This window comes from Peribacillus psychrosaccharolyticus ATCC 23296 (assembly GCF_000305495.1).
Lineage (GTDB): Bacteria > Bacillota > Bacilli > Bacillales > DSM-1321 > Peribacillus > Peribacillus psychrosaccharolyticus.
This window is the reverse complement of record NZ_AJTN02000248.1, coordinates 31,576-47,356: the sequence shown is the minus strand read 5'-3', so window position 1 is coordinate 47,356 and position 15,781 is coordinate 31,576. Positions and strand designations below refer to the sequence as shown.

Sequence of the window (15,781 nt, the reverse complement as noted above, 5' to 3'; positions counted from 1 at the left end):
GGAGGTACGGGGTTCGCCCAAGGAAAGGGTACTACCAAAAGAGCTAGATACTCTATTTTTGCAACAAGAGTATAAAGGGATAAATGGATTAGCTTGGTCATTTTGATTATGGGAAGAATGATACTGAAGTCGGGCAGAATCAGCGAAGGATAGGGAAGAATAAAAGCGAGTTAGGGAAGAATAATTGCTTAAAGAGGCAGAATGCGGGTTCCACACTAGCTTGAAACGCTAAAACTACCTTAAAATCCTAGTTATTTATCAAAATTAAATCACCTTCTGTTAGTTTGAGAGGCGGGTTTGCCCAGAAAGGGTATCCAAAAGAGCCAGATACACTATTTTTGTAACAAATAAAGGGATAATTAAAATATTTGGATTAGCTTGGTGACTTTGGTGTAAGGAAGAAGAACGGCTAAGATGGTCCGAATCGGCGGTTTCAATGAGCCAATAACGATAAAACTAGCTTTTTATCATTTCTGATAGCTTAAGAGGCGGGTTTGCCCTAGGTATATAGCGGTAAAAATACATTTTTCGTAGTCCCGCCTCCATCCTAACTTTCGAAATAATCCAACAAGCTGGTGGCATAAACGGCTGTCAAGTTTCATAAATTGTATTGGTATCGTTATTGTTTTGAAAGGAGGAATGGTTTTGACCGCGGATAATTTGCCGTTTTTACGTTTTACACTCGAGGAATCGATTTGGTTTCAGAAGGGGCAGGAAGTAGCCGAGCTCTATTCGATTTCACTCGATCCAAATGTGACTATCCAAGAAAGTGATGAGTACGTAGTAATTAGAGGAACTCTTGATTTGAGTGGGGAATATAAGATTAATCTTTCAAGTGGTGAATCAGAAATCAAGCATTATTCACAGGGGTATTATCCAAAGACGATGCAATCCGTAGAAGACTCTGGAAATGGTACACAGGAATTTAATCATCGCTTTCCTGTTGATATTTCCATTCCATACAATCGGGTGGAGTCAGTGGATGATATTGGTGTAAATATTCAAACGTTTGATTATACGTTGATTGAAAGGAATTGCTTGAAGCTTCAGGCTGACTTGCTGGTGACAGGTATTTATGGTGAACAGCCGCAAATCCCACAAAGAGAAGAAATGAAACAAGAAGAATACGAGATCGAAATCGTACAGGAGTCAAGTTCTCAGTCAACCGAAGAGCAGCAGGTAAGTTCTCAATCAAGATACGAATTTGACCAAGAGTCGAGTTCTCAGCATTACGATAAAGTAGAACAAGAGGTAAATGCCGAGGCCAGGGAGGAAAAACAACAAGAATCTAGTTCCCATTCGTCAGCGGAAGTTGAAGTGGAGTCAAGTGTTGAATCGAGCGAGGAGGCTGTTGCTGATCGTAAGATGGAGCCGCTTAACAGGGAAATCCCTGAATCTACTGAGAGTCCCACTGAGGATGAGTTATATAAGCCGTTTTACGTTGAAGCTAGGAAGCAGCCAGATGAAGAATCGTCAACGACTGTCTTTGAACCTAAAAAAGGACCTGTGCTGAAAAGAGACCAAGAAGATTGTCCGACTGAAACTGTAGCGAAGAAAGCAGAAATGGAGGAAGTTCGCTCTGTGGAAGCGGCAGATCCAGTGGTATTTCAACAAACAACAGAACCTGTTTATGAAGAAAGCGGTGAAGAGGAGTCAGCAGTTGAAGCCGAACAAAAACAAGAAAAGAAATACCATCACTTATTGGATCTTGTTCGAAAGCCAGCGCCTCAAGAAGCAGAACCTGTAGAAACTCCGCGATCTAAAAGCTATAAGAAAAATAAACAGGAGTCAAAGGAAGAGACGAAAGAGAAGCATGTTTCACTAACTGATTTCTTCGGCAGGAAACAAGAAGAAGAGCTTGTGAAGATGAAGGTCTGTATCGTCCAACAAGGTGATACACTCGACATCTTGGCGGAACGTTATGATGTCTCTGTTCAATCCTTAATGAACAGCAATATGCTTGAGCCAACAATGGATATTTATGAAGGGCAAGTATTGTACATTCCTAAGGTGACCATATACAAGCACTAACCGATAAAAGCAGGGTCACCATTGGCTCTGCTTTTATTGAATGAAGAAAGGCAGTGACAGACAGTGTATCGAAATAGGGAACCTGATGAAAACCTGGGCGAAATATTGTCTCAATATGGACTTCGTGTAAAATATCTTGAAGACTTTGGGAAAATCACTAAGGTCTACAGTGAACAGGGAGTATTTGCGTTAAAGTCAATGCCAGCACAGGCGGGGATTGATTTTATCCGAAATATCCAAACGCTGTATCAACGCGGCTATAATCGGATTGTGCCGATTTATCAAGCTGAGGGTGGCCGATATGGTGTTCTGAATAACAACCGTGTGTATTATTTAATGCCTTGGCTTGTTGATGAAGAGAGCGGAGAGCGTTCCGAGCGTCACAAGCAGATGTTTCGTGAATTAGCACGTATGCATACGTTATCGGTGAGGGATATGCCGGTTGATACGGAGGAACGAGAAGAGCATTATAACGTAACCGTTGAAGAGTGGAAAAAGCAGCGCGTATTTCTAGATGAATTTGTCGTTGCTTGTGAAAAGAAATGGTATATGGCGCCTTTTGAAATGATGTTTTGCAGCTATTATACCGATATTTCACAAGCAATGGATTACTCCCTGAAAAAAATAGAATCGTGGGCAGAGAAGTCAAAGGACTTGGAAAAAGTCAGGACGGTTGTCACACACGGCAAGGTCTCATTAAAACACTTTATTTATAATGAACGAGGCTATGGTTATTTCATTAATTTTGAAAGGTCACAACAAGCACCGCCGCATTTTGATTTGCTTCCGTTTTTGGAGAAAACGGCCAAAACGTATCCATCTAATAATAATGATTGTATTGATTGGTTATATAATTATTTTCGCTATTTTCCATTTAAGGAAGAAGAAATGCTTCTTTTTCAGAGCTATTTAGCTTATCCCGGAGCTACTGTTTCCATTGCGAGAAAGTATTTCGAAAAAACAAATAAAAGTGAGTACCACTCCGTGAGATCATTACAACGTCACTACTGGCAGTTGAAAAATATCGAATATATGGTGATGAAAATTGAAGAAATTGAAAACAGTAAAAAAGCTGCAGCAGCGGAAGCAGCTCAAGCAGCTGAACAGGAGCAAAGTTAATGCCGGAGCAGGTGGAGAATCATGACCATACTTGCTCCGGCTATTTTTTAACTGGCCAACTCCTTCACTGTACATAACGCGTAATTCTCGCACATACCTGAAATGGCTCGCATAAGCTAGCACAAATCGTATAAAATCTCGGAAATTAGGAAAAGATGATTGACGAAAGCCCTGTTTTTTAAGTAAGATAATAGTATTAATTCTTTTGTGAATAATGACGTAACTACATAAATTGAATGCTGTGACCAGGAGTAGTACGGTGGAAAGCTGCTTTTAGAGAGGAAACCGATTGGTGAAAGGTTTCTAAGTAAGTATCCCCTGAAGTCGCCTGTGAGCTGTATCCGTGAAGTGAGTAACGGGTGCCGGCAGAAGCCGTTATCTTATTTGAGAGCCGATTAAGAATCGCAAAATGCGCGATGATTCTCTTTTTCGGAAAAAAGGTGGCACCGCGAAAAACTTCCTTCGTCCTTTTGAGATGAGGAAGTTTTTTTATGGAAAAAAAGCCATTATAGGAGGAATAATTATGGAAGATAATCTACAATCAATGCCAACGAAATATGATCCGCAAAGTATCGAAAAAGGCCGCTATGAGTGGTGGTTAGAAGGGAAATACTTTGAAGCCGCACCTGATGAAACAAAAGAACCGTATACGATTGTCATTCCGCCGCCGAATGTTACAGGAAAGCTTCATTTAGGTCATGCATGGGATACCACGCTCCAAGACATTCTGACTCGTATGAAACGGATGCAAGGAATGGATGTACTGTGGCTGCCGGGAATGGACCATGCGGGGATTGCTACTCAAGCGAAAGTAGAACAAAAACTTCGTGCAGACGGCATTAGCCGTTATGACCTAGGCCGCGAGAAATTCCTCGAAGAAACATGGAAGTGGAAAGAAGAGTATGCAGGACATATTCGTGATCAATGGGCGAAATTAGGACTGGGTCTGGATTACTCCCGTGAACGCTTTACCCTTGATTCAGGTTTGTCGAAAGCTGTTAATAAAGTGTTTGTTGACTTATACAAAAAAGGGCTGATCTACCGCGGGGAACGAATCATCAACTGGGATCCAGCTACGAAAACGGCTCTTTCGGATATAGAGGTTATTCATAAGGATGTTCAAGGTGCTTTCTATCATATGAAATATCCGCTTGCTGATGGTTCAGGTGAAATTGAAATAGCAACTACTCGTCCAGAAACGATGCTTGGTGACACAGCAATTGCCGTTCATCCAGAAGACGATCGTTATAAACACCTGATTGGGAAAACTGTTATTTTACCAATCGTTGGACGTGAAATTCCGATTGTTGGCGATGATTATGTAGAAATTGATTTTGGTTCAGGGGTTGTAAAAATTACACCGGCACATGATCCGAATGACTTTGAAGTGGGGAACCGTCATAATCTGGAACGTATTCTCGTAATGAACGAAGACGGTACGATGAATGCGAAAGCTGGTATTTATGAAGGAATGGATCGTTTTGAATGCCGTAAGCAAATTGTTAAGGATCTTCAAGAACAAGGTGTATTGTTCAAAATTGAAGAACATCTTCACTCAGTTGGCCACTCAGAACGAAGCGGAGCTGTTGTAGAACCTTATCTTTCAACACAATGGTTTGTAAAAATGCAGCCGCTTGCTGATGCTTCTATTGAATTACAGAAGAAATCCGAGGACGAAAAAGTTAATTTTGTTCCTGAACGGTTTGAAAATACGTACTTACGCTGGATGGAGAATATTCATGATTGGTGTATTTCTCGTCAGCTATGGTGGGGACATAGAATTCCTGCTTGGTACCATAAAGAAACAGGCGAAGTCTATGTTGGGCAAGAAGCACCAGCAGACAGCGAGATGTGGGAACAGGATAATGACGTTTTAGATACTTGGTTCAGCTCAGCGCTATGGCCATTTTCAACAATGGGCTGGCCGGATACTGACCAAGCTGATTTCAAACGCTATTACCCAACCGGCGCTCTTGTAACTGGTTATGATATCATTTTCTTCTGGGTATCACGGATGATCTTCCAAGGTATTGAATTTACAGGAGAACGCCCATTCAAAGATGTACTTATTCACGGACTGGTTCGTGATGAACAAGGACGGAAAATGAGTAAATCACTAGGTAATGGTGTCGATCCAATGGAAGTAATCGAGAAGTATGGCGCCGATTCATTACGTTATTTCTTATCAACAAGCGGTTCACCAGGTCAAGATTTACGTTACAGTACGGAAAAAGTGGAATCCGTATGGAACTTTGCGAATAAGATCTGGAATGCTTCGCGCTTTGCCTTGATGAACATGGACGGCTTAACATATGAAGAAATTGATTTAAGCGGTGAAAAATCAGTAGCTGATAACTGGATTTTAACTCGTTTAAATGAAACGATTGAAACAGTAACAAGACTAGCTGACAAATATGAGTTCGGTGAAGTTGGCCGTGCCCTATATAACTTCATCTGGGATGACTTCTGTGACTGGTATATCGAAATGGCGAAACTGCCATTATACGGTGAAGACGAAGCAGCGAAGAAAACAACACGTTCAATCCTTGCTTATGTCCTTGACAACACAATGCGCCTGCTTCACCCGTTTATGCCGTTTATTACCGAGGAAATATGGCAGAACTTGCCGCATAATGGGGAATCCATCACCATTGCAGCGTGGCCGACGGTTGATCCTGCATTGACAAATACAGAAGCGGCAGAAGAAATGAAGCTTCTTGTTGAAATTATTCGTTCTGTTCGTAACATCCGGGCAGAAGTAAATACGCCGATGAGTAAGAAAATCAACTTGATGTTAAAAGCAAAAGACGAGTCAATCGTTGCGAAGCTTGAGAAAAATCGTGCTTACCTTGACCGTTTCTGTAATCCTGAGGAATTAACGATTGGTGTAAATGTAGAAGGGCCAGCACAAGCGATGACTGCCGTTGTTACGGGTGTTGAACTTATTCTACCACTGAAAGGCTTAATCAATATTGAGGATGAAATTAAACGTTTAGATAAAGAGTGCGAGAAACTGAACAAGGAAGTAGAACGTGTTCAGAAAAAACTAGGCAACGAAGGCTTTGTTAAAAAAGCCCCAGCAGCTGTCATTGAAGAAGAACGTGCCAAAGAAAAAGATTATGTAGAAAAACGTGATGCGGTAATCAGCCGGATTCAAGAATTAAAGCAACTGTAAGCTAATACCCGCTGAAAATAACATGTTGTTATTTTCAGCGGGCTTTTTAAATAGAAGAATGGTAATATGGAAAGAAAAATTTACAGTGCAGCCATGAGGAGTGGAACTAATTGTTTAACACAGTGGAAGAAATGATGAACTATTTACATACTCGAGAATCAGCATTGGGCATGGATTTTGGCCTAGGGAGAATGGAGTCTATCCTAACAGCTCTAGGTAATCCAGAAAGAAAATTCCGGTCCATTCATATCGCTGGTACCAATGGAAAGGGTTCAACCCTAAATGTGATCAAGCAAATATTAATACAGTCTGGTTTACAGACAGGAACGTTTACCTCTCCGCATCTAGAACGAGTGAATGAACGAATTATGATTAATAACACTCAAATTTCAGACAAGGACTTACTTGACTTAATAAATAATGCGTTACCGGTTATTGAAGAATATGGTGCCACCTATTTCGAAATTTTGACGGTTCTTTCTTTTATGTACTTTGAAAAAAGGAAGGTTGATATCGCTGTTATTGAAACGGGGTTAGGTGGTCGACTAGATTCGACCAATGTCATTACACCGCTTCTTTCAGTGATAACTTCTATTGGACTTGACCATACGAATATTCTAGGGAATACACTAGCGGATATTGCTTTTGAAAAAGCGGGCATCATCAAACAAGCAGTACCAGTCATAACAGGTGTACGTGCTCAGGAACCTTCCAGTGTGATTGCTGCAAAGGCAGCCGAACAGTCAGCACGGCTTTACAGGATAGACCAAGATTTAAAGATAAGCAGCTATCAAATACAGAATCAAACTCAATCTTTTTCACTTACATTTGGAGAGGTAGAATTCATAGACCTGATTCAACCTATGTTTGGCAGACATCAGGTAGACAATGCAGCACTTGGTGTTTCGGCGATCTTACTATTGAATCAGCAATATGGTTATCAAATAAATGAAGAAAGTATTCGGAAGGGGTTACTTGCTTCAAAATGGAACGGCAGATTCGAAATGCTGAATCCGCAGGTAATCATTGATGGTGCTCATAATCCTGCCGGCATTACAGTTCTTATTAAAACCTTACAGGAACGTTATCCTGATAAGAACTATCGTTTTGTCTTTACAGCTTTACAAGATAAAAAATTCGACGACATGCTGCATCTCATTGATGAACATGCATCCGCACTGATTTTGACGCAGATAGACATTGATCGAGCTTCCAGTCTTGAGGATTTACTTAAAGCAAGTAAATTAGCTGATAAAATGGCCTTCTCTGATTGGAAAGAAGCCGCTGAATACGGCCTAAATACGGTAAAAGAAAATGAAATACTCATTTTTACTGGTTCATTATATTTTGTTGCCTTCGTTCGTCCTTACTTAAAAAAGAAAATAATTTTCTGAAAACTATCTAATTAGTGTGACTTTAATCCAAATATTTGCTAAAATATTTAAAAACAAGGACTATTTTACCAATATTTACATAGTTTTTGGAAGAAGGAGGGGGAAATGGTGATTTCAAAGCGAAAAATATGGACTATATGGGGATTATGGGCACTAGTTTTTCCAATAGGTCTCTGGCTGACGTTTCATTATTTTCCTCCTCAATTCATCGGCATGGAATGGCACATTTTAGCCTTTCTAGCATTAATGTGCATTCTTTCCATGTTGCCGATCATGATTAACAAGGAACCGGTAACGGTCGTACAAGGTGTTTCTTTAGCTCTCTTTCTCGAATTTGGATTATCAGCAGAAATCATTGCGACACAGATTTCCTTCATATTTATCCTTTTGATGGTACACATACGACGCACGGAAGTATATCGCATTCCGCTTAATTCACTAATATTTTTTATTATGAGTTTAATGAGCGGTTTAGCCTATTATTCATTTGGCGGTGATCATCAATTTGGTTCAACACTAGATGGAAAGCACATTGTTTTAATCATGGTCTACCAGTTAGTCTATTTTGTTACCAACTCAATTACGCTCTCCATCTCAGACTATTTTTACATAATAAGAAATTCACGTTTAAGGATGAAGGTCTCTTATGGGATGGCATAGCGACTTTGTTGATACTGCCAATCGGAATTATCTTATTCATTCTCTATCAACAAATCGGACTACTTTCAATTCTTCTTATTGGTGTACCTGTCATTAGTTTGACTTGGATTTTAAAACTATATAAACAATCTAAACAGATTAATATTCATTTGAAAAGTGCTGGAGAATTTGGTCATCAGCTTACTCAAAAACTGCATATCGATGGTGTCCTTGAATTATTCATCAATCGGATATCGACGATTGTTGAGACTGAACAGGGCTATATATTCGATATATATAACGCGGAAAAGGAAATTCATCTACTGCGCTATTTTGAAAATGGCGAGGCTATTGAAAAAAATATTGAGCCGCTGCGGAATGGACTTGGGATTACCGGAGAAGTTTGGCAGACTGGGAAAGCGTTACTCTTTCATTCTCGCAAGGAATGGAAGCATCTCGATATGGGCATCATTGAGCCAAATATAGAGAGTATTATGACGATTCCGATTGTCAGAGACAAGCTGGTTGTAGCAGAAGTCATGCTTGTATCGACAAAAAAACGCGCCTATGAAAACCATCAAATGATGATTATGGATATTCTTTGCTCATATCTCGGTGTGGCTATTGAAAATGCTCGGCACCACTCACTTGCCATGCAGCAAAGTGAGCGCTGTCCATTAACAAATTTATATAATTTCCGATATATAGAACGAGAACTACAAGTACAATTTACGAATCTAACTAATCACATTACTAAAAATGTCTCACTCATTTTGATCGATATTGATCGATTTAAAGCGGTAAACGACAGTTTTGGACATCAAAGCGGCAATGAAATCCTTTGCCAGTTAGCAGAACGACTGAATTCAATTGTGGGTAAAACGGGAACGTTAGCCAGATATGGCGGGGAAGAGTTCGTTATCCTTCTACCGAATTTAGCAAAGGAAGAAGCCTTTAAATTTGCTGAATTTATTCGCTTATCGATTGCCAATAAACCATTCGCGGTCCATTCAGATCTCGATGAGTACCGCTCCAAACAGCTGGTGACGATTACAGCAAGTATGGGTGTTGCCACCGCGCCTAATGATGCCGATGATGAACAAGCACTGATCCGTCACGCAGATCGTGCCATGTATACAGGGGCTAAACAAGCCGGAAGGAACAAAGTTGCTCAGTATGTGGGATAAGTCTACCTATGTCACAAAATTTGTAAAATAAACAATATTTTTGTAGGACACTGGTAAACTGCGTTATATAATAAAAGTAAGGAATAATAATAGATTATAAGAGAGCGATGTGTATGGACATGAAGAGACTAATTACAATCTTTTTGTCATTATTGCTGATTTTTTCGATTTTCACACCAATGCCAAATAATGCCGAAGCAGCTATTCAATCAGGTTCAAAATTACGGGTGCTTGAGATAGTGGCCAGTGGTAACAGCCAAATAGATAATTATCTAAGCAAAGGAAATTATCAATATACAAAGACAACGATGACGATGAAGAAATTTGTCGCATTACGTGAGGAATTAGATGGAAAGTATGATGTCATAGCTATTATGGACGGGAGCTATACAAGTACAGGAGTAGTCAAAAAAGAGCATAATACTAGTAACGTAATGAATGATATTACGAACTTAAAAGCAAATGAAATTATTAATGATTTTATTAATAAAGGTCAGCCGGTTATTATACATAAAGACAGTATAAATACAGGAAATAAAATGAAGTCTAATTTTGGGAAATATGTAAATAGTAACTTTAAAAATGTGTTTATAGTTAGCTCGTCTGTGGAAACTTTTTGGTATTACCCTTTTATAAATTATAAATATGATGATAATGGTTTTAATCAATTTATTAAGACCGGTGCCTATCAGCAAGTTCCTAGCTACACCTTGAGCCAAGAACCAAGTACCACTAAGCAATATGAGCCAGGACAGACGCTGGATTTTACTATGAATGTAGCCGTTCCTGCTGATGTCAATTCTAGAAGCTTAAAAGCCAAGCTGTATATTGATTCTAATTTTGACGATAAATATACCACAGATGAAATAATGGTCGAGGAAGAGATAACTTCTTCTTCAACAAACTTATCCTATCAATTGCCGAAGGGCTATTCTGGGGTTCGATACTGGAAACTTGAACTAGTTGATAGTGCTAACAACCTAAAAAGTTATGAAAAAGGCATGGTCAACTTTAAGGGAAAGTCAGTAGATGTAAAAGTTCTTCAAGTGACGAATAGTTCAAATGCGAGTTCATTAAAGACGGAATCAAATATGAAGCAGTCCTATCTAAAAAGAACAGGGGAATACAATATTGAAATAGATGTAGTCAATATGGCAACATTTAACTCGTCTGTTCATCAAACGATTAATGGTAAATACGATATGGTGATCTTTGGTTTTGCAGATTCGTATAATCAAACAGCCGCTATTAACCAAACAGCAGCGGATTCTGTTAATGCCTATATTAACTCTAAACAAAGTGTCATGTTCACACATGATACAATCTTTATAGAAAACAATACAGGAACCAACAACTGGGTTAAAAATTTTCGACAGGCAACTGGACAAAATGATCCAATGACGAATCTAGGTTATGCTGCGCCAAATCCAGCAACTAATACAAAGATAATGAATAAAGGGCTAATTACATCATATCCTTTTCCAATTGATAAAGATGGTCAAGGTAGGGAAAAAACAAATATCACAATTGCAAAAACGCATAATCAGTATTTTACGCTGGATTTAGAAGATCCGGATATCATTTCATGGTATAACATTGATGAAGATAGCCGGGATGCGAATGACAGTTGGAATCATTATTATACGTATTCTAAGGGGAACATTACTTATTCAGGAACTGGGCATACAAGTACTGGGTTTCCTGATGAAGAACAACGATTATTCGTCAATACAATGTATCGAGCATTTCTAGGTTCGAATCATGCACCGGAAATTACTGTGCATACACCTTCAGAGAATCAAATCATTCCAACAAATCAAAATATCGAATTATCATATACACTACAGGATTATGATATGAAAGATAAGAAAGTGTCTACTAAGGTGTTTATAAATGACAAATTAGTCTTGTCCAATAATGATGTCACTAATGGATCGACCATAAATGAATCATTGAGACATGAAATGCCAAATGGCGGCAGGGCCATTATAAAGATTCAAGCTACGGATGCTTCTGGCGCAGTGAGTGAAAAGGTGGTTAATGTTACCATTCAAAAGATAACAGCAAGCTTAGAAGTAAATCGGTCTGTTTCAGTATCTAACCCTGTGAAAACGGGTGAACCGATTATGATCACCTATACAGTTACTCCTAAGGATATTACTGGGACTGCCGCGTCGGCAATTAAGACTAATATAGTGAATGTTCCAAATTTGAAGCTAATAGAAACATTCCCTGCCAATTTGAAAGTCAGCTCAGATGGAATACAAACTGGGAATGAACAAACCGGGATTCAATTAGAAAAGACTTTATCAAATATCACATATAAAAAGTCAGGCGATAAATTTATTGCAGAGCCAATGACTTTTACTGTTCAAGTAACACCAATTAAGAAAGGTCAATATGCTCTTACCGATTCATTCTTAAGTTATACAGATCTAACCGAGAAAAAAGAAAAACCAGCTTTTAATTCTATTAATTTCTTTGCTGACGTGGCTTTAGCCGGAATTAAACTCCCTGAAAGCTATGTTTTAAGCAAAGGTTCTGAAAAGAATTTCAGCATTGATTTAAAAATGCTTCCTGAAAATTCCGGAATTAAGGAGATTGTCTGGAGTGAAGAAAGTGGCGGGAAAAATCTAACGATTAATCCTTCCACGGGGGTCGCTAAGGTAATTAAGGAAGGTCAGACCACGGTTAAAGTAAAAGTGACTGATAACTTTGGGAATGTAAAAGAAGCTAGTACAACGGTTACCGTGCGGATTCCAGTTGAAGAATTCACTGTAAAAGATATGGACATAGAAATTGGGCAGACACTACCCTTGCCGATTACAGCAATAAAACCTGAAGATGGTAAATCTAGTTTAGAAGTTTGGCTTGCTGATGAGCCGGATAATAAGAAAACTGCTTCTATTAATAAAGATGACTTCACTATTAAAGGTTTAAAAGAAGGTACAATTAAACTATTTGTCGCGGGACTAAATTCAGAAGGAGTCAGGACTGAAAAAACAGCTACTATTACTGTGAAAAATGTTCCCGTCACAAATATCATAGTGACACCAAATGAGGTGAAAATCGACAAATCAGAGATTTTCGATAAATTTACGGTTACGGTTGAACCTAGTAATGCTACATATAAGGACGTGGTGTGGACTTCTCTCAGCCCGACTATTGCCTCGGTATTAGACAATAAAAAAGGGATAATTCAAGGCAATGCTACAGGTGAAACTACACTTGAAGTAACATCGCTTGATGGAAAGGTTACAACAACCGTAAAAGTAAAAGTTGGACAACCAATGACATCCATTTCAATACCTACGATCAACCTTGCTAAAGGTGAGACTCAGAAAATTAACTTTATGAAACATCCAGGAGATGCAACAAATATTATTAAAAGTATTAAATATGAACAACTTGATACTGATTACTCTGTAAAGCTTGATGAAAGTACTGGTTATGTAACAGGGCAGCGTGAGGGTCAATCCAAAATTAAAGTTACAGTCACTGATGAAGAAGGAAAAACATTTACTGCTGAGGGGATTGTCAAAGTTAGTGAATCAGGCGGTAGTAACAGTGATGATGATAAGTATTAAAACAAGAGGGCTGCAGTCTCCATGCCCTCTTTTCTTTTTATTTTTCGCTACATACATCATAGAAAGGGTGTAAAATGAAAACTCCTTTGAAGAAATATCTAGTAATAATCTTGATTATAATCGTGGCAGCCGGTTCTGGTTTCTATGCGTATACATCAGCAACTGCTAAGGTGGATCCTGAAGAGCTTCATGCATTTATTGAGAACATTACTTCTGGAAATCAAAAACAGGTGTTGGATTCTTTAGATGATAACTCGAAACTACTAAAAGCAGAAACAGAGGATGGTAGACGACCGCTTGAATATGCGATTGCTTATCAGGAGTATGCTATCGCAAATGAACTAATGGAAAAGAACGCGAAAATCAGTGAACAATCAGCAATGCCGCTGTTTGTTCAGCTGTCACTTTCATTAAATGATAGTATTCAGCTTGAAGGTAATCCTGACATGCAAAAAGAGGTTGTTAAGTTGTTTAAGACAGCCATTAAACAGGATAAGGATCAAGTGAATCTTGTTGATAACGAGGGGAATACGGCCCTTCATTATGCCTCATTAAAAGGGAATGATGAAGTAGTGAAGCTCTTGCTGGGAGAAGGAATATCTCCAGCTGTAACCAATAAGGCTGGTGAAACAGCGCTCGCTTACGCTGTGCAGTCAGGGAAGACGAAGGTATGTGAACAGCTGATAAAGGCGGATAAGAAGCAGGTTAACACCATAGACAAAAGCGGAAATACTCTTTTAATCAGTGCTGTGCTTAATGGTCGAAGTGATATCGTCAGTCTGTTGCTTCCACACAACATAGCCGTAGATACGAAAGATAAAAATAACAAAACAGCGCTCATGTATGCTAGTGAGTTTGGCAACGTTGAGGTAGTTAATTTGTTACTCAAAGCTGGCGCAAACGCAGCGTTAAAAAGTCATGAAGGATTAACTGCTTATGGTTACGCAAAAGAATGGAAGCATAAAGACGTGATGGATACATTAAAAAACTCCGCTGACTAATCTCAGCGGAGTTTTTTTGTTAGTTATCTTTTTCAAGACGATCTGGAACGGCGGAAAGCTGTTTGACTTTTGGTAATGCGTCTTCTTGTTCAAAGAATAGTCGTTTATTGTTAACGATTTTAAATCTTGAAAATTCGATATCAGCTTTTTCGGTGAACTTCAGTTCAGGGGTGCCATCTGCAGCATTCCCTCTAAAACTATTAATCGTTAAGTTATCTTTTGAAAAGAGGCCGCCTGTCACATTAAGTAACGACCCTACTCCATAGACATCTGCGACTGAAGCGGTATACAGATATCCATTAATTCCAGATGTACTTTCGTTAAACTTATTAACTAAGTTAATATCTAAATTGCCTTGAGTCATTAAAATAAAGGCAGGATTTTTCCAAATATCTTCATCAATTGTTTCGGTTGTGCAGGAATTTTGATAACAATGAATATCAGCATTTTTTATGGTGGTTTGGCCTAATACATAGATAACAGAATCAAAACTCAAATTCCCTGTCAGCTTTAAATTCCCCGTTATTAAAATATTTCCTTTTATATCGAGTGCTTTTTGACCGTTATCTTCAAAATTCGCGTCACCATCAATAATCAGCCATTTACCCTCAGGTACTGTTAAGGATGATACATTAATATTTGGATCGCCGCGATACAAAATATATGGAGATGCTGGAGGATTTTCTAATTTTTTTGAATCTGTATAGGTTGGAGCTTCTTTTGCTAATTCATCGCGAATATGAGCGACTTTAGCTGCATTTCTTTTTTCCTCTGTATCGTAAAACGCAGTAGGAAAATCTTTTAGCATGATCCCGACATCTCTTACTTTTTCTAGAAAAGTACCAGGGATATCGATATCGGCAAAGGGTGCATCCAGTTGTGCGTATCGTGGGGCATATTTGTCACTAAAAGCTGTATGGATATCTATTGGTAACTTCTCGCGGGATAGGGTTCTCCAGGCGGCTGTTTTTTCAAAAGCATTGGCGGTTTTACTATAACAGTTTCCACTCGTACAAAGCTGAAGATCCCCTTCTTCAATAAAAAGTTCTGAAGTTACTTCGGGTGAATGTTTGCTAACTGGGAGATACGTTGATTTTGATTGAAGCACGCTGTTATTCAAATATAATGCTTCATTACTAATATTTAAGGAAAATCGCGAATAAATATCTCCTTGAATGGAGGGCGAACCATTCATGGTTAGATTCGAACGCGATCCAAGTGCATATTTTAGAAAACTTGGTGTGGCTGTTACATACACTAACTGACTGTATGGTGGACTAGTTACGTTTAATACTCTCGTAAAACCATCTGTCAGAGTAGTGTGGTCGATAGTTACATCCTTAAGTTTGTAACCGCTGTTTTTAGCGTTTTCTTCATCCATAAATAGTTTAAGTTTAGAATCATAGGTAGTGTTTGAGGTAAGCAGAGTCGGGCTGTTATTGGTGATGAATGCTTGTGTCACAGCGACCCCTTCTTTTATGGCAGCGAGCGCATCCAGATTTTCGGTAATATCAGTTTCTCTCATTTCGGTACGCTTAGCACCGCCAATATTTGCAGCTAGAAGGACTAGAAGCAGGGTTGTCAAAACGAGAAAGACCAGCATGACGGCTATAAGTGTGGAGCCTTTTTGACTTTTTAACATATGATC

The 15,781-nt window shown here is 38.9% G+C and carries 9 protein-coding genes and 1 other annotated feature; of the genes, 8 read left to right on the top strand and 1 reads right to left on the bottom strand.

Annotated elements, in window-relative coordinates:
- Nucleotides 1-645 precede the first annotated feature (645 nt).
- The 8 genes from WYK_RS20110 (at nt 646) to WYK_RS23525 (ending at nt 14,133) form a co-directional block, all read left to right on the top strand.
- Nucleotides 646-2,031, top strand: coding sequence for a LysM peptidoglycan-binding domain-containing protein (locus WYK_RS20110; protein ID WP_051387784.1), 1,386 nt, complete (start codon nt 646-648; stop codon nt 2,029-2,031).
- A 63-nt stretch (nt 2,032-2,094) separates the two neighbouring features.
- Nucleotides 2,095-3,150 (top strand): spore coat protein YsxE, encoded by a 1,056-nt coding sequence (ysxE, locus tag WYK_RS20105; protein WP_081704981.1) that lies wholly within the window; start codon nt 2,095-2,097, stop codon nt 3,148-3,150.
- Between the two features lie 232 nt (nt 3,151-3,382).
- Nucleotides 3,383-3,623: a binding site (T-box leader), on the top strand.
- 50 nt (nt 3,624-3,673) lie between these two features.
- A complete protein-coding gene (locus WYK_RS20100; RefSeq protein WP_040376230.1) occupies nt 3,674-6,325 on the top strand; it encodes a valine--tRNA ligase in 2,652 nt (883 codons plus the stop codon).
- A 110-nt stretch (nt 6,326-6,435) separates the two neighbouring features.
- Nucleotides 6,436-7,719 (top strand): bifunctional folylpolyglutamate synthase/dihydrofolate synthase, encoded by a 1,284-nt coding sequence (locus WYK_RS20095; protein ID WP_040376229.1) that lies wholly within the window; start codon nt 6,436-6,438, stop codon nt 7,717-7,719.
- A gap of 105 nt (nt 7,720-7,824) precedes the next feature.
- Complete coding sequence (locus WYK_RS23530; protein ID WP_051387782.1) at nt 7,825-8,379, top strand: hypothetical protein; 555 nt, start codon at nt 7,825-7,827, stop codon at nt 8,377-8,379.
- Nucleotides 8,380-8,384: 5 nt separating this feature from the next.
- On the top strand, nt 8,385-9,545 hold the full coding sequence (locus tag WYK_RS20090; RefSeq protein WP_051387780.1) for a sensor domain-containing diguanylate cyclase: 1,161 nt from the start codon (nt 8,385-8,387) through the stop codon (nt 9,543-9,545).
- Nucleotides 9,546-9,658: 113 nt separating this feature from the next.
- Nucleotides 9,659-13,132 carry a DUF5057 domain-containing protein gene (locus tag WYK_RS20085; RefSeq protein ID WP_051387778.1) on the top strand — a complete coding sequence of 1,158 codons (3,474 nt, stop codon included), beginning with the start codon at nt 9,659-9,661 and terminating at the stop codon, nt 13,130-13,132.
- A gap of 74 nt (nt 13,133-13,206) precedes the next feature.
- Nucleotides 13,207-14,133, top strand: coding sequence for an ankyrin repeat domain-containing protein (locus tag WYK_RS23525; RefSeq protein WP_051387776.1), 927 nt, complete (start codon nt 13,207-13,209; stop codon nt 14,131-14,133).
- Nucleotides 14,134-14,152: 19 nt separating this feature from the next.
- Here the strand turns inward: WYK_RS23525 and WYK_RS20075 are convergent, their stop codons facing one another.
- Nucleotides 14,153-15,775 carry a hypothetical protein gene (locus WYK_RS20075; RefSeq protein ID WP_040376228.1) on the bottom strand — a complete coding sequence of 541 codons (1,623 nt, stop codon included), beginning with the start codon at nt 15,773-15,775 and terminating at the stop codon, nt 14,153-14,155.
- Nucleotides 15,776-15,781: the final 6 nt, after the last annotated feature.